Source organism: Pseudomonas sp. SWRI81 (genome assembly GCF_014268545.1).
Lineage (GTDB): Bacteria > Pseudomonadota > Gammaproteobacteria > Pseudomonadales > Pseudomonadaceae > Aquipseudomonas > Aquipseudomonas hamedanensis.
Map to the genome: position 1 here is coordinate 174,516 of NZ_JABWQS010000001.1, position 18,745 is coordinate 193,260.

The 18,745-nt window shown below is 61.4% G+C and carries 15 protein-coding genes; 9 read left to right on the plus strand and 6 right to left on the minus strand.

The annotated features are described in order from the left end of the window. The first annotated feature begins 104 nt into the window (after positions 1-104). The 3 genes from HU765_RS00725 (at position 105) to HU765_RS00735 (ending at position 4,158) form a co-directional block, all read left to right on the plus strand. Positions 105-1,466 (plus strand): MFS transporter, encoded by a 1,362-nt coding sequence (locus HU765_RS00725; RefSeq protein WP_186618671.1) that lies wholly within the window; start codon positions 105-107, stop codon positions 1,464-1,466. Positions 1,467-1,477: 11 nt separating this feature from the next. Then, positions 1,478-3,031 carry a galactarate dehydratase gene (gene garD / locus HU765_RS00730; protein WP_186618672.1) on the plus strand — a complete coding sequence of 518 codons (1,554 nt, stop codon included), beginning with the start codon at positions 1,478-1,480 and terminating at the stop codon, positions 3,029-3,031. Positions 3,032-3,216: 185 nt separating this feature from the next. Then, complete coding sequence (locus HU765_RS00735; RefSeq protein WP_186547280.1) at positions 3,217-4,158, plus strand: AEC family transporter; 942 nt, start codon at positions 3,217-3,219, stop codon at positions 4,156-4,158. Between the two features lie 118 nt (positions 4,159-4,276). Here HU765_RS00735 and HU765_RS00740 read toward each other — a convergent pair whose 3' ends face one another. The 6 genes from HU765_RS00740 to gatC all read right to left on the minus strand — a co-directional run bounded on the left by HU765_RS00740 (position 4,277) and on the right by gatC (position 9,565). Further along, positions 4,277-4,657 (minus strand): carboxymuconolactone decarboxylase family protein, encoded by a 381-nt coding sequence (locus HU765_RS00740; RefSeq protein ID WP_186547279.1) that lies wholly within the window; start codon positions 4,655-4,657, stop codon positions 4,277-4,279. Then, positions 4,654-5,721, minus strand: coding sequence for a calcium/sodium antiporter (locus tag HU765_RS00745; protein WP_186618780.1), 1,068 nt, complete (start codon positions 5,719-5,721; stop codon positions 4,654-4,656). Before HU765_RS00745 ends, HU765_RS00740 begins: the two co-directional genes overlap by 4 nt. A 40-nt stretch (positions 5,722-5,761) precedes the next feature. Further along, positions 5,762-6,133, minus strand: coding sequence for a septal ring lytic transglycosylase RlpA family protein (locus HU765_RS00750; RefSeq protein WP_186547278.1), 372 nt, complete (start codon positions 6,131-6,133; stop codon positions 5,762-5,764). Positions 6,134-6,353: 220 nt separating this feature from the next. Further along, positions 6,354-7,799 carry an Asp-tRNA(Asn)/Glu-tRNA(Gln) amidotransferase subunit GatB gene (gatB, locus tag HU765_RS00755; RefSeq protein ID WP_186618673.1) on the minus strand — a complete coding sequence of 482 codons (1,446 nt, stop codon included), beginning with the start codon at positions 7,797-7,799 and terminating at the stop codon, positions 6,354-6,356. Between the two features lie 10 nt (positions 7,800-7,809). Beyond that, positions 7,810-9,261, minus strand: a complete 1,452-nt coding sequence (gene gatA / locus HU765_RS00760) for an Asp-tRNA(Asn)/Glu-tRNA(Gln) amidotransferase subunit GatA (protein WP_186547276.1) — start codon at positions 9,259-9,261, stop codon at positions 7,810-7,812. A 16-nt stretch (positions 9,262-9,277) separates the two neighbouring features. Further along, complete coding sequence (gene gatC, locus HU765_RS00765; protein WP_007976465.1) at positions 9,278-9,565, minus strand: Asp-tRNA(Asn)/Glu-tRNA(Gln) amidotransferase subunit GatC; 288 nt, start codon at positions 9,563-9,565, stop codon at positions 9,278-9,280. A gap of 211 nt (positions 9,566-9,776) precedes the next feature. Here gatC and mreB point away from each other — a divergent pair, with 211 nt between their 5' ends. The 6 genes from mreB to HU765_RS00795 all read left to right on the plus strand — a co-directional run bounded on the left by mreB (position 9,777) and on the right by HU765_RS00795 (position 18,701). Then, positions 9,777-10,814: a rod shape-determining protein MreB gene (mreB, locus tag HU765_RS00770; RefSeq protein WP_002555108.1), complete on the plus strand. Its 1,038-nt coding sequence runs from the start codon at positions 9,777-9,779 to the stop codon at positions 10,812-10,814. Positions 10,815-11,119: 305 nt separating this feature from the next. After that, a complete protein-coding gene (gene mreC / locus HU765_RS00775) occupies positions 11,120-12,181 on the plus strand; it encodes a rod shape-determining protein MreC (RefSeq protein WP_186618781.1) in 1,062 nt (353 codons plus the stop codon). After that, complete coding sequence (gene mreD, locus HU765_RS00780; RefSeq protein WP_024011608.1) at positions 12,181-12,672, plus strand: rod shape-determining protein MreD; 492 nt, start codon at positions 12,181-12,183, stop codon at positions 12,670-12,672. Before mreC ends, mreD begins: the two co-directional genes overlap by 1 nt. Positions 12,673-12,709: 37 nt before the next feature. Continuing rightward, positions 12,710-13,306 (plus strand): Maf family protein, encoded by a 597-nt coding sequence (locus HU765_RS00785; protein ID WP_186618674.1) that lies wholly within the window; start codon positions 12,710-12,712, stop codon positions 13,304-13,306. 58 nt (positions 13,307-13,364) lie between these two features. Further along, positions 13,365-14,822, plus strand: coding sequence for a ribonuclease G (gene rng, locus HU765_RS00790; RefSeq protein ID WP_186618675.1), 1,458 nt, complete (start codon positions 13,365-13,367; stop codon positions 14,820-14,822). Between the two features lie 75 nt (positions 14,823-14,897). Then, entirely contained in the window at positions 14,898-18,701 is a 3,804-nt protein-coding gene (locus HU765_RS00795; protein WP_186618676.1) for a YhdP family protein, read from the plus strand. Positions 18,702-18,745 lie beyond the last annotated feature (44 nt).

The window sequence follows — 18,745 nt, forward strand, 5'->3', positions numbered from 1 at the left end:
ACTGACAAACCGAAGTGATGCCATCGCCGGCAGGCCAGCTCCCACAAAAGCAAGACCAAAGAAGCTTCACCCCGCATAAAAATAATCAGTGGGAGTACATCTGCATGCAATCCTCCAAGCCGACTCACGTCCGCTATTTGATCCTGCTCATGCTGTTTCTGGTGACCACGATCAACTACGCCGACCGTGCCACGATCGCCATTGCCGGCTCCAGCCTGCAAAAAGATCTGGGCATTGACGCCGTCACCCTCGGCTACATCTTTTCCGCATTCGGTTGGGCCTACGTCGCCGGGCAAATTCCCGGTGGCTGGCTGCTCGATCGTTTCGGCTCGAAAAAAGTCTATGCCCTGAGCATTTTCACCTGGTCGCTGTTCACCGTGCTGCAAGGCTTCGTCGGTGAATTCGGCATGTCCACAGCGGTGGTTGCGCTGTTCATGCTGCGCTTCCTCGTGGGCCTGGCCGAAGCGCCATCGTTTCCCGGCAACGCGCGCATTGTTGCCGCGTGGTTCCCGACCGCAGAACGCGGCACCGCTTCGGCGATATTCAACTCGGCGCAATACTTTGCCACCGTGTTGTTCGCGCCGCTGATGGGCTGGATCGTCTACAGCTTCGGCTGGGAGCACGTGTTCATCGTCATGGGTATCCTCGGCATCATCTTCTCGCTGGTCTGGCTGAAAGTCATCTACAGCCCGCGCGAACACCCACGCATCAACGACGCCGAGTTCAAGCACATCGCTGATAACGGCGGCATGGTCGACATGGATCAGAAGGGCAAGAAGTCCGACGGTCCGAAATGGGATTACATCCGCCAGTTGCTGACCAACCGCATGATGCTCGGCGTGTATCTGGGCCAGTACTGCATCAACGGCATCACCTATTTCTTCCTGACCTGGTTCCCGGTGTATCTGGTGCAAGAGCGTGGCATGACCATTCTCAAGGCCGGTTTCATTGCATCGTTGCCGGCGATCTGCGGCTTTATCGGCGGCGTGCTCGGCGGGGTGATTTCTGACTATCTGTTGCGCAAGGGCCACTCGCTGACCTTCGCCCGCAAGGCGCCGATCATTGCCGGTCTGCTGGTGTCGAGCAGCATCGTCGCGTGCAACTATGTTGACGTGGAATGGATGGTCGTCGGCTTCATGGCCCTGGCCTTCTTCGGCAAAGGCGTTGGGGCACTGGGCTGGGCGGTGGTCTCCGACACTTCACCGAAACAGATCGCCGGTCTGAGCGGCGGGCTGTTCAATACCTTCGGCAACATCGCTTCGATCACCACGCCGATCGTGATTGGCTACATCATCAGCTCCACCGGTTCGTTCAAATGGGCGCTGGTGTTTGTCGGTGCCAACGCACTGGTCGCGGTGTTCAGCTATCTGGTCATCGTCGGCCCGATCAAACGTGTGGTGCTCAAAGAGCCGCCAGCCAAGGGCGGTAATGAAGTCACCGGCAATTTGTCTCAAGCGCATTCGTGAGGAGCGGCGTCATGCAGTTGATTGAACATTCCGACTCGCCGCGCTACATCCGCCTGCACGAGCGGGACAACGTTGTGGTGGTGGTCAACGATCAGGGCGTACCGGCCGGTACTGAGTTTGCCGATGGCCTGGTGACGCTGGATTTTGTCCCGCAGAGCCACAAGGTCAATCTCGAGGATATCGCCGAAGGTGGCCCGGTGATTCGCTACGGGCAGATCATTGGCTACGCGTTGCAGCCGATCGCTCGCGGCAGTTGGGTCAAGGAAGATCAACTGCGCATGCCGACCGCGCCGCCGCTGGACAGCTTGCCGCTGTGCACCGATGTGCCGCAGGCGCAGGCTCCGCTGGAAGGTTTTACGTTCCAGGGTTATCGCAACGCCGACGGCACGGTCGGCACGCGCAACATTCTCGGTATCACCACGACCGTGCAGTGCGTCACCGGCGTGCTCGATCACGCGGTCAAGCGCATCAAGGAAGAGCTGCTGCCGAAGTATCCGCACGTCGACGACGTGGTCGCGCTGACCCACAGTTACGGCTGTGGCGTGGCGATCACCGCCACCGACGCCTACATCCCGATTCGTACCGTGCGCAATTTGGCGCGCAACCCGAACCTGGGCGGCGAAGCGCTGGTAATCAGTCTGGGCTGCGAGAAATTACAGGCCGGGCAGGTGATGCACGAGGACGACGCGTCGGTGGATCTCAGCGATCCGTGGCTGTACCGCTTGCAGGATTCCAGTCACGGCTTCACCGAAATGATTGAGCAGATCATGCAACTGGCCGAAGTGCGCCTGAAGAAGCTCGACCAGCGCCGCCGCGAAACCGTGCCGGCATCAGAGCTGATTTTGGGCATGCAGTGCGGCGGCAGTGATGCGTTCTCTGGCATCACCGCCAACCCGGCGCTGGGTTATGCCTCGGATTTGCTCTTGCGCGCGGGGGCGACGGTGATGTTTTCCGAAGTCACCGAAGTGCGCGATGCGATCTATTTGCTGACCTCACGGGCACAGACGCAAACCGTCGCCGAGGAACTGGTGCGCGAAATGGACTGGTACGACCGTTACCTAGCCAAGGGCGAAGCGGATCGCAGCGCCAACACCACGCCGGGCAACAAAAAGGGCGGCTTGTCGAATATTGTCGAGAAGTCGCTGGGCTCGATCGTCAAGTCCGGCAGCAGCGCGATCAATGGCGTGCTCGGCCCGGGCGAGCGTTTCAAGCAGAAGGGGCTGATTTTCTGTGCGACGCCGGCGAGTGATTTTGTCTGCGGCACCCTGCAACTGGCGGCGGGAATGAACCTGCACGTGTTCACCACCGGGCGTGGCACGCCTTATGGGCTGGCCATGGCGCCGGTGGTGAAGGTTTCGACCCGCACCGAACTGGCGCAGCGCTGGCCGGATCTGATCGATATCGACGCCGGGCGCATCGCCACTGGGCGCGCGACCATCGAGGAACTGGGCTGGGAGTTGTTTCACTATTACCTGGACGTTGCCAGTGGCAAGCAACAGACCTGGGCGGAGAAGCACAAGCTGCACAACGACATCACCTTGTTCAACCCGGCGCCGATTACCTGAAACTGTGGCGAGGGAGCTTGCTCCCGCTGGACTGCGTGGCAGTCCCGTCTTTTGGGGCCGCTTCGCGACCCAGCGGGAGCAAGCTCCCTCGCCACAGGTGTTCATCCCGCACTCGGGTGGGAACGATCAGGGTGAAAGTGGCTTATCATTAGCCTACTAATGACGCTCACCCAAGGCTCCCCGGCATGCTGGCAATCTTCCTCGAAACCCTGAACATCACCGCGCCGGTATTTGCCATGCTGTTTCTCGGTGTGCTGCTCAAGCGCATCGACTGGATCAACGACAACTTCATTCACACGGCCTCGTCGCTGGTGTTCAACGTCACCATGCCGGCGCTGTTGTTTCTGGGCATCCTGCATGCCGATCTGCACGCCGCGCTGCAACCGTCCCTGCTGATTTACTTTTCCCTCGCCACGCTGGTGAGCTTTGCCGTGGCTTGGGGCTGGGCGATTTTCAAGTGTCCGCGTGAAGATCGCGGCATTTATACCCAGGGGGCGTTTCGTGGCAATAACGGCGTGATTGGTCTGGCGCTGGCCGCGAGCATGTACGGCGATTACGGGATCTCCCTCGGGGCGATTCTCGCGGCGCTGGTGATCCTGTTTTACAACACGCTGTCGACCATTGTGCTGGCGGTGTACAGCCCGGTGATCAAGTCCGATCCGTGGAGCATCTGCAAAAGCGTGTTCAGCAACCCGCTGATCATCAGCGTGATTGCGGCAGCGCCGTTTGCTTATTTCAAGATCGGCTTGCCGGGTTGGCTGGAAACCTCCGGCCAGTATCTGGCACAGACCACCTTGCCGCTGGCGCTGATCTGCATCGGCGGCACGCTGTCGCTGGCGGCGTTGCGCAAGAGCGGCAAAATGGCGCTCAGTTCCAGTCTGGTGAAAATGGTCGGCCTGCCGTTGCTGGCGACGCTCGGTGCATGGTTGTGGGGCTTTCGCGGCGCGGAGCTGGGGATTCTGTTTCTCTACTTTGGCAGCCCGACGGCAGCGGCGAGCTTCGTCATGGCCCGGGCGGCGCAGGGCAATCATGAGCTGGCAGCGGCGATTATCGTGATGACCACATTGATGGCGGCGATTACCACCAATGTCGGGATCTTTGTGTTGCAGTGGGGTGGGTGGATCTGACTGTGGGATTTGTAGGGAATGGACCGGCCCCATCGCGAGCAGGCTCACTCCTACATTTGGAATGTGTTCCCCTTGTAGGAGTGAGCCTGCTCGCGATAGCTATTTCAGCCGCGCCGAATCACTCCGGTTTCTGGTAGCTGTCGATCACTTCCTGCGCCGCGCGAAACGCATCGATCGCCGCCGGCACCCCGGCATACACCGCGCAATGCAGCAGCGCCTCGCGAATTTCTTCCACCGTGCAGCCATTGTTCAGTGCGCCGCGCACGTGGCCCTTCAATTCCTGCGGACACTTCAACGCGGTCAGCGCCGCGAGGGTGATCAGGCTGCGGGTTTTCAGCGGCAGGCCGTCGCGGTTCCACACCCCGCCCCAGGCATGCTCATTGACGAAATCCTGCAACGGCTGGGTGAACTCGGTGGCGTTGCCCAAGGCTCGGTCAACAAACGCATCGCCCATTACCTGACGGCGGATTTCAACCCCGGACTGCTTCGCTTCGGTCATGGCATATCCCTCTTGTGGTGCTGGCGGCGCCAGGCGCGTATCGACGTGAACAGCAGAAACATCAACAGCGGCGGCAAGACATAAAACAGCATCAGCCGCTCAAGCTTGCCAGCCAGCGGCATGCCGGTGGTGAACGACACCACGTGCAGTCCGTAGACCAGATACAAACCGAGCAGCAACAAGCCTTCGGCGCGGGTCACGCGATAACCGGAATAGAACACTGGCAGGCACAGCGCGGCCACGCCCAGCATCACCGGCAAATCGAAATCCAGCGCATTGGGTGACACCGAGAGCGGCATGGGCGCGATCAATGCGGTGAGGCCGAGCACACCCAGCAAGTTGAACAGGTTGGCGCCGATCACGTTGCCCACGGCGATATCCCGTTGCCCGCGCAACGCCGCGATCAGCGAAGTGGCCAGTTCCGGCAGGGACGTGCCGACCGCCACCACCGTCAGGCCGATCACCCGTTCCGAAAGCCCCAGGTCGGTTGCCACGGCCACGGCAGCGCCGAGCAACAAATGTCCGGCAAACACCAGCATGGCGAGGCCGCCAAGGATCATCAGCGCGCTGATCAACCAGGATTGCTGCGCATTCTGCGGTCGTTCGGTGTGGGGGCGGGCCGAGTGCCGCGACTGGCGAAACAGCAAACCGAGGTACAGCGTCAAGGCGCCGAGCAACAGAAGGCCGTCGAAGCGTCCGATGTCTTTGTTCCACGCCAGGACGAACACCAGCAGGCTGGCGCCGATCATCAGCGGAATATCGAGGCGTACCAATTGCCGGGACACGCGCAGCGGAATGACCAGCGCCGAGAGGCCGAGGGTCACGAGGATATTGAAGATGCTGCTGCCAACCACACTGCCGACCGCAATGTCAGGGTTATTCGCCATCGCTGCTTGCAGGCTGACCGCCATTTGCGGCGCACTGCTGCCGAGGGCAACGATGGTCAGGCCGATGATCAGCGGGCGCACATGCAGACGTTCGGCCAGACGCACGGCAGCACGCACCATCAACTCGGCGCCAATGATCAACAGACACAGGCCGCTGAGCAATTCGATGACGTTGATCAGCGGTAAATCGGCTAATCCGAAAATGGTCGGCGCTCCATCAGTCGAGGGCCTGCACGCGAACCCGCGCGGTGCCGCTGCGCAGCATGCCGATCTGGTCGGCGGCTTCGCGGGACAGGTCGATGATGCGCCCGCGCGTGTGGGGGCCGCGATCGTTGATGCGGACCACGACGGACTCATCGTTTTTCAGGTTGGTGACCTTCACCCGTGTGCCGAACGGCAGTTGGCGGTGGGCGGCGGTCAGGGAATGCTGGTTGAACGCTTCGCCGCTGGCGGTGCGTTTCCCGTGGTGCCTGGCTCCGTAATAGGAGGCGACGCCGGTCTGGTCGTAACCGTGCGGGTCGATGGTGTCGGTGCTGGCGCAACCGGCCAGCAAGGCGAGCAGGGCGCTGCTCAGAAACAGACGCTTCATTCAAAGGTATCCCGGATCAAATGTAGGAGTGACCTGTGGCGAGGGGATTTATCCCCGTTGGACTGCGCAGCAGTCCCAAAAACTGAGAACTCGGTCTATCTGGTGCAAATCAAGCTCAGCAATTGGGGCCGCTTCGCGGCCCAACGGGGATAAATCCCCTCGCCACAGGTCGCTCCCACAGGGGATGGAGCCAGGCTTTGGATCTGGCTCCATTTTGTGGTCAGCCTTCGAGCTTGCTTTTCAGCAGTTCGTTCACCTGCTGCGGGTTGGCCTTGCCTTTGGAGGCTTTCATGGCCTGGCCGACAAAGAAGCCGAACATCTTGCCGCGTTTGGCTTCGTCAGCCGCGCGGTACTGTTCGACCTGCTCGGCGTTGGCCGCGAGCATTTCGTCGAGCACGGCGGAGATCGCGCCGGTGTCGGTGACCTGCTTGAGGCCGCGCTTTTCGATGATCTCGTCAGCGCTGCCTTCGCCGCTGGCCATCGCTTCGAACACAACCTTGGCGATCTTGCCGGAGATGGTGTTGTCCTTGATGCGCTGCAGCATGCCGCCCAGTTGCTCGGCGGACACTGGCGATTCCTCGATGTCCAGGCCTTGCTTGTTGAGCAGGCTGCCCAACTCGACCATCACCCAGTTCGCCGCCAGTTTCGCGTCGCCACCAATGGCCGCGACTTTCTCGAAGTAGTCCGCCTGCTCACGGCTGGTCGCCAGCACGTTGGCGTCGTAGGCCGACAGACCGAACTGGCTCTGGAAACGCTCGCGCTTTTGCGGTGGCAGTTCCGGCAGAGTTGCACGCACCTCGCCGAGGAACGACTCTTCAATGACCACCGGCAGCAAGTCCGGATCGGGGAAGTAACGGTAGTCGTTGGCTTCCTCTTTCGAACGCATCGGACGGGTCTCGTCCTTGTTCGGATCGTACAGACGGGTTTGCTGAATGACTTTGCCGCCGTCTTCGATCAGCTCGATCTGCCGCTGGATTTCGGAGTTGATCGCCTTCTCGATGAAGCGGAACGAGTTGACGTTCTTGATCTCGCAGCGCGTACCGAACTCGGCCTGGCCCTTCGGACGGATCGACACGTTGCAGTCGCAACGCAGCGAGCCTTCGGCCATGTTGCCGTCGCAGATGCCCAGGTAGCGCACTAGCGCGTGGATTGCCTTGACGTACGCCACGGCTTCCTTGGCGCTGCGCATGTCCGGTTCGGAAACGATCTCCAGCAGCGGCGTGCCGGCACGGTTCAGGTCGATGCCAGTGGCGCCGTTGAATTCCTCGTGCAGGCTCTTGCCGGCGTCTTCTTCCAGGTGCGCGCGGGTGATGCCGACGCGTTTGACCGTGCCGTCTTCCAGCGCGATGTCCAGGTGGCCCTTGCCGACGATCGGCAGTTCCATCTGGCTGATCTGGTAGCCCTTCGGCAGGTCTGGATAGAAATAGTTTTTCCGGGCAAACACGTTGTGCTGGCCGATCTCGGCGTCAATCGCCAGACCGAACATCACCGCCATCCGCACGGCTTCCTGGTTGAGCACCGGCAGCACGCCGGGCATGCCCAGGTCGATCAGGCTGGCCTGGGTGTTCGGCTCGGAACCGAACGTGGTGGAACTACCGGAAAAGATTTTCGACCGGGTGGTGAGCTGAGTGTGAATCTCCAGCCCGATCACGACTTCCCATTGCATGTGTATCTCCTCAGAAGCCGGTTGGGGTGCGAGTGTGCCAGTCGGTATTGAGCTGGTACTGGTGCGCCACATTGAGCAGGCGACCTTCCTGGAAGTACGGCGCGAGCAATTGCACGCCCACCGGCAGACCGTCGACAAAACCGGCCGGCATCGACAGGCCCGGCAGGCCGGCGAGGTTGGCGGTGATGGTGTAGACGTCTTCCAGATAGGCAGCGACCGGGTCGCTGTTCTTCGCGCCGAGCTTCCAGGCCGGGTTCGGCGTGGTCGGGCCGAGGATGACGTCGACCTCATTGAAGGCCGCCATGAAGTCGTTTTTCACCAGACGACGGATCTTCTGCGCTTTCAGGTAGTAGGCGTCGTAGTAACCGGCGGACAGCGCATAGGCACCGACCATGATCCGGCGCTGCACTTCGGCACCGAAGCCTTCGCCTCGGGAGCGCTTGTACAGGTCGATCAGGTTTGCCGGGTTCTCGCAGCGATGGCCAAAACGCACGCCGTCGAAACGCGACAGGTTGGAAGACGCTTCTGCCGGGGCGATCACGTAGTACGCCGGAATCGCGTGCTGCATGTTCGGCAGGCTGATTTCCTTGATCACCGCACCGAGCTTCTGCAACTGCTGGATGCTGTTCTGGATTAGCTCGGCGATGCGCGGGTCGAGACCGGCGCTGAAGTATTCCTTCGGCACGCCGATGCGCAGGCCCTGCAGCGAATCGCCGAGGCTGGCGGAGTAATCCGGCACCGGCTCATCGATGCTAGTCGAATCGTTCTGGTCGAAACCGGCCATGCCTTGCAGCAGGATCGCGCAGTCTTCGGCAGTGCGCGCCAACGGGCCGCCCTGATCGAGGCTGGACGCGTAGGCAATCATGCCCCAGCGCGAAACGCGACCGTAGGTAGGCTTCAGACCGGTGAGGTTGGTGAAGGCGGCTGGCTGGCGGATCGAGCCGCCGGTGTCGGTGGCGGTCGCGGCAGGCAACAGGCGCGCGGCCACAGCAGCGGCCGAACCACCGGACGAACCGCCCGGTACGTGTTCCAGGTTCCACGGGTTTTTCACCGCGCCGTACCAGCTCGACTCGTTGGCCGAACCCATGGCGAATTCGTCCATGTTGGTCTTGCCCAGGGTCACGGCGCCGGCGGCGGCGAGTTTCGCCACCACGGTGGCGTCGTACGGTGCCTTGAAGTTGTCGAGCATCTTCGAGCCGCAGCTGGTGCGAATGCCCTGGGTGCAGAACAGGTCCTTGTGGGCGATCGGCGCGCCGAGCAGGGCGCCGCTCTCACCGTTGGCCCGGCGCGCATCGGCGGCTTTCGCCTGCTCGAGGGCCAGCTCTTCGGTGAGGCTGATGAAACTGTTGAGCTGCGGATCGAGCTGGGTAATACGCGCCAGCAGGACTTTGGTCAGCTCTTCGGAGGAAAACTTTTTATCGGCGAGACCGCGGGCGATCTCGGCCAGAGTCATTTGATGCATTGCAGGCTCTTTCCCTTTAGTCGATGACTTTCGGAACCAGGTACAGGCCGTTTTCGACCGCTGGTGCGATGGACTGGTAGGCCTCGCGGTTATTCGTCTCGGTCACGACGTCGGCACGCAGGCGCTGACTGGCTTCCAGAGGGTGGGCCAAAGGCTCGATACCGTCGGTATTGACGGCCTGCATCTCGTCGACCAGCCCGAGAATGCTGTTGAGGGCGGAAGTAATGTGTGGAAGATCGGCATCGTTGAGGCCAAGGCAGGCCAGATGCGCGATTTTTTCCACGTCGGAGCGTTCTAGCGCCATCGGGATTCTCCAGTGGAAAACAGAACGGACGGCGTCCGTGTGTTAGATTGTCGGAACACTACCGCACTTCTACGGTCATAAGGCCGCGATTGTGGGGCTTGGTGCACAGAAAAGCGGCCAATTTAACATATTGGCGCCTTGCCCAAAATCCCTGTCGTTGTTAGAGTTTGCCGCACTTTTTTACCCACGCGTTGCCTAGGGTCCCTTTCCCATGTTCAAGAAACTGCGTGGCATGTTTTCCAGCGATCTTTCCATTGACCTGGGCACTGCCAACACCCTTATTTACGTGCGCGAGCGCGGTATCGTCCTGAATGAGCCATCGGTTGTGGCCATTCGGACACACGGTAACCAGAAAAGTGTCGTCGCTGTCGGCACCGAGGCCAAGCGCATGCTCGGCCGTACGCCGGGCAACATTGCTGCCATTCGTCCGATGAAGGACGGCGTGATCGCCGACTTCAGCGTCTGCGAAAAGATGCTGCAGTACTTTATCAACAAGGTTCATGAAAACAGCTTTCTGCAGCCCAGCCCTCGTGTGCTGATCTGCGTTCCCTGCAAGTCCACCCAGGTTGAGCGTCGTGCCATCCGTGAATCGGCCCTTGGCGCCGGTGCCCGTGAAGTGTTCCTGATCGAAGAGCCAATGGCCGCTGCGATCGGTGCCGGTCTGCCGGTTGAAGAAGCCCGCGGTTCGATGGTCGTGGACATCGGTGGTGGTACCACCGAAATCGCCCTGATCTCCCTCAACGGTGTGGTCTACGCCGAATCCGTACGAGTGGGCGGCGACCGTTTCGACGAAGCGATCATCACTTACGTGCGTCGCAACTACGGCAGCCTGATCGGTGAATCCACCGCTGAGCGCATCAAGCAGGAAATCGGTACGGCCTACCCGGGCGGCGAAGTGCGCGAAGTCGATGTTCGCGGTCGCAACCTGGCCGAAGGCGTTCCACGTGCATTCACCCTGAACTCCAACGAAGTGCTGGAAGCTCTGCAAGAGTCGCTGGCCACCATCGTTCAGGCCGTGAAGAGCGCGCTGGAGCAGTCGCCGCCGGAACTGGCTTCCGACATCGCCGAGCGCGGCCTGGTGCTGACCGGTGGTGGCGCGCTGCTGCGTGACCTGGACAAGTTGCTGGCTCAGGAAACCGGTCTGCCGGTGATCGTTGCCGAAGATCCGCTGACCTGTGTGGCTCGCGGCGGTGGCCGTGCGCTGGAAATGATGGATAAGCACACCATGGATTTGCTCTCCAGCGAATAATCAAACGGCGTGAAAGCTACTCAGGGCTGGGAGCCTTCGGCTTTACGCGCGCAATACTGCGTTAAAAACAGGCTCGGAATGCTCATTTACAACCCGTAAACTCCGCTTCCTCGCCTGTTTTTGCCTTGTCTTGCCGTCGCTCGCTACGCTTTCACACCATTTGATGCGTTGGTTGCAATACGTGGGTGAACGCACAGGCAGCACTTTGCAGTGCTGCCTGTTGGCGTTTATCTTCTGTCAGTCTTCATCCAGGCCGGTTTGATGCCGTATGAATAAACAGAACATTTGCCTGGGAGGAGCGGCTTATTAAACCGCTTTTCGCCAAGGGCCCTTCGTTGGGCGTGCGCCTGTTGGTGCTGGCCGTGCTGTCGGTCGCGCTGATGGTCGTCGATGCGCGTTTCGACCTGCTCAAGCCCGCGCGCAAGCAAGCGTCGCTGGTGCTCATGGATGCCTACTGGATCACTGACCTGCCCGGCCGGTTGTGGGAAGGGGTCGCCAGTCAGTTCGGCAGTCGCACCGAGCTCGTCGCCGAAAACGAAAAACTCAAGACCGAGAACCTGCTGTTGCAGGGGCGCATGCAAAAGCTCGCGGCCCTGACCGAGCAGAACGTTCGGTTGCGCGAGTTGCTCAATTCCTCCGCACTGGTCAACGAAAAGGTCGAAGTGGCCGAGTTGATCGGCATGGACCCCAACCCTTTCACCCATCGCATCATCATCAACAAAGGTGAGCGCGACGGCGTCGTGCTGGGCCAACCGGTGCTCGATGCACGGGGGCTGATGGGCCAGGTGGTTGAGTTGATGCCATACACCTCACGTGTGCTGCTGTTGACCGACACCACCCACAGCATTCCGGTGCAGGTCAACCGCAACGGTCTGCGCGCGATTGCCAGCGGCACCGGCAACCCGGAGCGTCTGGAATTGCGCCATGTCGCTGACACGGCGGACATCAAGGAAGGCGATCTGCTGGTCAGCTCCGGCCTCGGCCAGCGCTTTCCGGCCGGTTATCCGGTGGCCACGGTCAAGGAAGTCATCCACGATTCCGGCCAGCCGTTCGCCATCGTCCGCGCCGTGCCAACCGCCGCCCTGAACCGCAGCCGCTATCTGCTGCTGGTGTTCAGCGACAGCCGCACCGCCGAAGAGCGCGCCAATGACGCCGCCCAGGCGCAGGAAGCGCTCGACGCGCATGGTGGCGGTCCGACGTTGCCGGCCGGTGTGCCGAAACCGCTGATCATGCCCGCGACGCCGTCGACAGCACCAGCTCCTGCCGCCGAAGCCGCAGCGCCCGCAGTCACACCCGCCGCTGCCAAACCACCGGCAGCCAGCAAACCACCGGCGAAACCGCCAGCGACTACCGGGGGACGAGAATAATGGTCGGCGCGAAAAAATCCGGAAACGGCTGGATGATCTGGCTGACGTTCTTCGTCGGCATCCTGCTCAGCGTTTCACCGCTGCCAATCTTCATGGAAATCCTCCGCCCGCTGTGGCTGGCCTTGCTCGTGACCTTCTGGGCGCTGTACATGCCGCACACGGTTGGCATGGTCACCGCATTCTGTCTGGGGCTGGCCGAAGACGTTCTGCAGGGCGACCTGCTCGGGCAGAACGCGCTGATCCTGACCCTGATCACCTTCCTCGTCCTGTCACTGCAGCAGCGTCTGCGCATGTTTCCGATGTGGCAGCAGTGTCTGGTGATCCTGGTGATCTTCGGCCTCGCGCAACTGGCGCAACTGTGGCTGAGCGCCTTGACCGGTAATCGTCAGCCGACCCTGGCGCTGGTCCTGCCGGCACTGGTCAGCGCCTTGCTCTGGCCGTGGGTCAGCTTCGCTCTACGCGGAATGTGCCGACGCTACAGAATCTATTGAACCGGTGAAGCAGGGCACTGAACAGGGAGATGGTTTGATGAAACTGCTTTACCTCGCCTCCGGATCGCCACGTCGCCGTGAACTGCTCGCGCAGATCGGCGTGCGGTTCACCGCCATCAGCGCGGACATCGACGAAACCCCGCTTCCTGACGAATCGCCCTCGGCCTATGTCGAACGCCTCGCGCGTGGCAAGGCTGAGGCCGGACGCCGCGCGGTCGTCGCCGACCAGCCGTTTTGTGTACTGGGGGCCGATACCGCTGTGGTGCTCGACGGCAAAATTCTTGGCAAACCGGTGGACGAAGCCGACGCATGCGCCATGCTGATGATGTTGTCTGGCAACGAGCATGATGTGCTGACCGCCATCGCCGTGCTCGAAGGCGAGCGCTGCGAGTCGCGGGTGGTGCGCAGTCGTGTGCGCTTTCGCCCGATCAGCCGCGATGAGGCCGCCGCCTACTGGGCCAGCGGCGAACCGTGCGACAAGGCCGGCGGCTATGGCATTCAGGGCCTCGGCGCGGTGTTTGTCGCCGGACTCGATGGCAGCTATTCGGCCGTGGTCGGCCTGCCGCTGTGCGAAACCTCTGAGGTGCTGGGCCATTTCGGCATACCCTGTTGGCAAAACCTGAACACGCCCTGAGCGTCGTACGAATCCAGATGCGGCCACAATCGTGAACATGCCTGAACGAGATCCTGCCATGAGTGAAGAGATTCTGATCAACATCACGCCGATGGAGTCGCGCGTGGCAGTGGTCGAAAACGGTGTGCTGCAAGAAGTCCACGTTGAGCGCACGCAAAAACGCGGAATCGTCGGCAACATTTATAAAGGCAAGATCGTTCGGGTACTGCCAGGCATGCAGGCAGCGTTCGTCGACATCGGCCTGGACCGCGCCGCGTTTATTCACGCCGCTGAAATTTCCTTGCGTGAAGGGCCGGCGGTGGAAAGCATCAGCTCGCTGGTGCACGAGGGCCAGAGCCTGATAGTGCAAGTCACCAAGGACCCGATCGGCTCCAAAGGTGCGCGCCTGACCACGCAACTGTCGATTCCTTCGCGTTATCTGGTGTACATGCCGCGCACCGCGCACGTCGGCATTTCGCTGAAGATCGAAGACGAAGCCGAACGCGAACGCCTCAAGCAAGTGGTCAGCGATTGCGTGGCCAAAGAAGGCATCAAAGAGGCCGGCGGCTTCATTCTGCGCACGGCTGCTGAAGGCGCGGGCGCAGATGAAATTCTCATGGACATCCGCTACCTGCGCCGCCTGTGGGATCAGATCAATGAACAGATCAAGACCATTGCCGCGCCGAGCGTGATTTACGAAGACCTCGGCCTGGCCTTGCGTACCCTGCGCGACCTGGTCAATCCGAAAATCGAGAAAATCCGCATCGATTCCCGGGAAACCTTCCAGAAAACCACGCAGTTCGTCGCCGAACTGATGCCGGAAATCGCCGATCGTCTGGAACACTACCCGGGCGAACGGCCGATCTTCGACCTGTATGGCGTCGAAGACGAAATCCAGCGCGCACTGGAACGCAAGGTACCGCTGAAATCCGGCGGCTATCTGGTGATCGACCCGGCGGAAGCCATGACCACCATCGATGTGAACACGGGCGCCTTCGTCGGCCATCGCAATCTCGAAGAAACCATTTTCAAGACCAACCTCGAAGCAGCCACGGCGATTGCCCGGCAGATGCGCCTGCGCAATCTGGGCGGGATCATCATCATCGACTTCATCGACATGGAAGACGAAGAGCACCAGCGGCAAGTGTTGCGCACCCTGGAAAAACAGCTTGAGCGCGATCACGCCAAGACCAACATCATCGGCATCACCGAGTTGGGTTTGGTGCAGATGACGCGCAAGCGCACCCGCGAAAGCCTCGAACAAGTGCTGTGCGAACCGTGCAGCAGTTGCCAGGGACGGGGCAAATTGAAGACCGCCGAAACCATCTGTTACGAGATCTTCCGCGAGATCCTGCGCGAGGCGCGGGCCTATCAGGCCGAGGGTTATCGGGTGCTGGCCAACCAGAAAGTGGTCGATCGCCTGCTCGACGAAGAGTCCGGTAACGTCGCCGAGCTTGAAGGCTTCATCGGTCGCACCATACGCTTCCAGGTAGAAACCATGTATTCCCAGGAACAATATGACGTGGTGCTGCTCTGAAGCCCTGCGTCACCTTTCATTCAACGCGGCTGGCCTCAGCTTTTCGCAGTAATTTTGCCATGGGAGCCAACTGACATGGAACGTCTGACACGCATTTTGGCCGCACTCACCCGTTGGGGGCTGGGCCTGTGCGCGTTGGTTCTGGTGTTGATGGCCTTGTACGTCAGTCTGGGCCGCGAGCTGACCCCACTGGTGGCCGAATACCGCGCCGATCTTGAAGACAAGGCCAGCGCCGCCCTCGGTATGCCGTTGCAGATTGGCGAGCTGGAAGGCAACTGGAGCGGTTTCGCGCCGATCCTGCTGGCCCATGACGTGATGGTCGGCGACGGCACCAACGCGTTGCGGCTGGATCGCGTGCGGGTGGTGCCGGACCTTTGGGCCAGTGTGCTGGCCCGCGAAGTACGCCTCGCGCACATCGAACTCAACGGCTTGAAGATCAGCCTCAAGGAAGCCGAAGACGGTAGCTGGGCGCTGGAAGGCTTGCCGATGCAGAAGGATCAACCGTTCGATCCGGCCCGGTTGTTCCAGCGTTCGCAGATGATCAGACAATTGTCGGTGCTCGACAGCCAGGTGACTCTGCAACCGCTCGATCACCCGCCGATGACGCTCACTTATGTCGGGCTGAATCTGCACACCGGCGCCAGCCGCCAACGTCTCGATGCCCGTTTGACCCTGCCTGACGGCCAGCCTGTCGCGCTGAACCTGCGCACGCGGATTCGTCCGGATCAATGGCAGAACAGCGCCATCGAGGCATACGCCAGCCTGCCGCAGAGCGACTGGTCGAAGTGGTTGCCCGAGCGTCTGACACAGCAGTGGAATTTTTCCCGGATCAAGGCCGGCGGTGAGTTGTGGGTCGATTGGGCCGAAGGAGCCCTGCAAAGCGCCGCGCTACGCCTGAATGCACCGCAAGTCACCGGTGCCTATGCCGAGCGCAAACCGATCCAGATCGACAATCTGGCGCTGAATGCGTATTACCAGAATAGCGCCAAGGGCGCGACGATCACCCTCGATTCGCTGGCGATGAGCTTCGGTGAAACCCGCTGGGAGTCCCGCGTTCAGGTACAACAGACCCGGGCGAGCGACACGGTTGAAGAACTTTGGCATTTGCAGGCCGACCGCCTCGACCTGACGCCGATCACGCCGCTGCTCAATGCGCTGGGGCCGTTGCCACAGGGTGTCGCCACGGCTGTTGAACGCTTGAAGGTGACCGGCGGCTTGCGCAATGTCCTGCTCGATTTTCGCCCGAACGCCACCGACGGCAACAAATTCGGCTTTGCCGCCAACCTGGATAACGTCGGTTTCGACGCCTACCACGGTGCGCCCGCGGCGCGAAATGTCAGCGGCAGCCTCGCCGGCAATCTCGACGGCGGCGAGCTGCGCCTGGACAGCAAGGATTTTGTCCTGCACCTCGACCCGATTTTCGCCAAGCCGTGGCAATACCTGCAGGCCAATGCGCGGCTGACCTGGAAGCTCGACAAGGACGGTTTCACCCTGATCGCGCCCTACCTGAAAGTGCTGGGCGAGGAGGGCAAGATTGCCGGCGACTTCCTGATTCGCCTGCACTTCGACCATAGCCAGGAAGACTACATGGACCTGCGCGTCGGCCTGGTCGAGGGCGACGGTCGCTACACGGCCAAATACCTGCCCGCCGTGTTGAGCCCGGCGCTGGATGAATGGCTGCGCACGGCGATTCTCAAGGGCGCGGTGGATCAGGGTTTCTTCCAGTATCAGGGATCACTGAGCAAGAATGCCGGTGAGGCCGACCGCAGCATCAGCTTGTTCTTCAAGGTGCATGACGCCGAGCTGGCGTTCCAGCCGGGCTGGCCGCACGTGAGCAAGGTCAGCGGTGACGTGTTCATTGAAGACAGCGGCGTACGCATCTGGGCCAGCAAGGGCCAGTTGCTCGATACGCAAGTCAGCGATGTCTTCGTCAATATTCCCCACGTGCCCGCCGGGCAGAACACGCACCTGCTGCTCGATGGCGCATTCGCCGGTGGTCTGGGCGACGGTTTGAAAATTCTTCAGGAAGCGCCGATCGGTACGGCCGAAACCTTTGCCGGCTGGGAAGGCGCCGGGGACCTGAGCGGCAAGCTCAAACTGGACGTTCCGCTGGCCAAGGGCGATCAGCCGAAAATTCTCGTCGACTTCAAGACCGCCAACGCACGACTGAAGCTGGCCGAGCCGACGCTGGAGCTGACCCAGCTCAAGGGCGATTTTCGCTTCGACAGCGCCAAAGGCTTGAGCGGGCAGAACATCACTGCGCGGGCTTTCGACAAACCGGTGAGCGCGCAGATTTTTGCCGACGGCAGCCCCAACAAGCTCAGGACCCGCGTCGCAGCGTCGGGGCAGGTTGAAGTCAAGAAACTCACCGACTGGCTTGGCGTGACGCAGCCGTTGCCGGTGTCGGGGACGATTCCGTATCAGTTGCAATTGACCCTCGACGGCGCCGACAGCCAGTTGATGGTCAGTTCCAGCCTCAAGGGCGTGGCAGTGGATCTGCCTGCGCCGTTCGGCATGGCCGCCGATGTCGGGCGCGACACCGTGTTCCGCATGACCTTGCAGGGCCAGGAGCGGCGTTATTGGGTCAGCTACGATCAACTCGCCAGTTTCACCTTCGCCTCGCCGCCGGCCAGTTTTGCCGACGGTCGGGGCGAGTTGTTCCTCGGTGCCGGCGAGGCGCTGCTGCCGGGATCCAGAGGCCTGCGCATACGTGGCGTGCTGTCGGAACTCGACGTCGCGCCGTGGCAGGACGTGCTGAGTAAATACGCCGGACAGGATGTCGGTGGCAGCGCCAACAAGCTACTCAGCAGTGCGGACTTCAAGGTTGGCAAGCTGACCGCGTTCGGCACCACGCTGGATCAGGCTTCGGTGCAGCTCAACCGCAAGCCGGCAGCCTGGAACCTGGCGCTCGAGAGCCAGCAAGCCAAAGGCACGGCCAGCCTGCCGGACGCCAAAGGCGTGCCGATTGCAGTGAACCTGCAATACGTCAAGCTGCCCGCTCCCGACCCGGCGGTGCAGGCCGACGAAAACGCGCCTGACCCGCTGGCCTCGGTCGATCCGACGAAAATTCCGGCATTGGATATCACCCTCAACCAACTGTTCCTCGGCCCGGATCTGGTCGGTGGCTGGTCACTGAAAGTGCGGCCGACCGCCAAAGGCATCGCCCTGAACAACCTCGACATGGGGCTCAAAGGCATCCTGTTGCAAGGCAATGGCGGCTGGGAAGGCGCGCCGGGATCGACCAGCAGTTGGTACAAGGGCCGCATCGGCGGCAAGAACCTCGCCGATGTGCTCAAGGGCTGGGGCTTCGCACCGAGCGTGACCAGCGAAGAATTCCACATGGACGTCGATGGCCGCTGGCCGGGCTCGCCGGCGTGGCTGGCGACCAAACGCTTCTCCGGCACTCTGGATGCCTCGCTGAACAAGGGCCAGTTCGTTGAAGTGGAGGGCGGCGCTCAGGCGCTGCGGGTGTTCGGCCTGCTCAACTTCAATTCGATCGGCCGGCGTCTGCGCCTGGACTTCTCCGACCTGTTCGGCAAGGGCTTGAGCTATGACCGGGTCAAAGGTCTGCTGGTGGCGAACAACGGCGTCTATGTGACGCGAGAACCGATTCGCCTGACCGGCCCTTCGAGCAATCTTGAGCTGGACGGCACACTGGATCTGGTGGGTGACAAGGTGGATGCGAAATTGCTGGTGACCTTGCCGGTGACCAATAACCTGCCGATCGCCGCGCTGATCGTCGGCGCACCGGCGGTCGGCGGTGCGTTGTTCCTTATCGACAAGCTGATCGGTGACCGCGTGGCACGCTTCGCCAGTGTGAAGTACACCGTCAAAGGCCCATGGAAAGAGCCGAAAATCACCTTCGACAAGCCTTTTTGAACGGCCCGGCCTTGAAGCGATGGAGTAGCATGGCCACCTACCTC

Bases quoted from the DNA above. Each gene is read 5' to 3' on its own strand.
- mreB (WP_002555108.1), top strand. From the start codon at position 9,777: ATGTTCAAGAAACTGCGTGGCATGTTTTCCAGCGATCTTTCCATTGAC.
- HU765_RS00795 (WP_186618676.1), top strand. From the start codon at position 14,898: ATGGAACGTCTGACACGCATTTTGGCCGCACTCACCCGTTGGGGGCTG.
- rng (WP_186618675.1), top strand. From the start codon at position 13,365: ATGAGTGAAGAGATTCTGATCAACATCACGCCGATGGAGTCGCGCGTG.
- gatB (WP_186618673.1), bottom strand. From the start codon at position 7,799: ATGCAATGGGAAGTCGTGATCGGGCTGGAGATTCACACTCAGCTCACC.
- mreD (WP_024011608.1), top strand. From the start codon at position 12,181: ATGGTCGGCGCGAAAAAATCCGGAAACGGCTGGATGATCTGGCTGACG.
- garD (WP_186618672.1), top strand. From the start codon at position 1,478: ATGCAGTTGATTGAACATTCCGACTCGCCGCGCTACATCCGCCTGCAC.
- gatC (WP_007976465.1), bottom strand. From the start codon at position 9,565: ATGGCGCTAGAACGCTCCGACGTGGAAAAAATCGCGCATCTGGCCTGC.
- gatA (WP_186547276.1), bottom strand. From the start codon at position 9,261: ATGCATCAAATGACTCTGGCCGAGATCGCCCGCGGTCTCGCCGATAAA.
- HU765_RS00750 (WP_186547278.1), bottom strand. From the start codon at position 6,133: ATGAAGCGTCTGTTTCTGAGCAGCGCCCTGCTCGCCTTGCTGGCCGGT.
- HU765_RS00785 (WP_186618674.1), top strand. From the start codon at position 12,710: ATGAAACTGCTTTACCTCGCCTCCGGATCGCCACGTCGCCGTGAACTG.
- HU765_RS00725 (WP_186618671.1), top strand. From the start codon at position 105: ATGCAATCCTCCAAGCCGACTCACGTCCGCTATTTGATCCTGCTCATG.
- HU765_RS00735 (WP_186547280.1), top strand. From the start codon at position 3,217: ATGCTGGCAATCTTCCTCGAAACCCTGAACATCACCGCGCCGGTATTT.
- HU765_RS00740 (WP_186547279.1), bottom strand. From the start codon at position 4,657: ATGACCGAAGCGAAGCAGTCCGGGGTTGAAATCCGCCGTCAGGTAATG.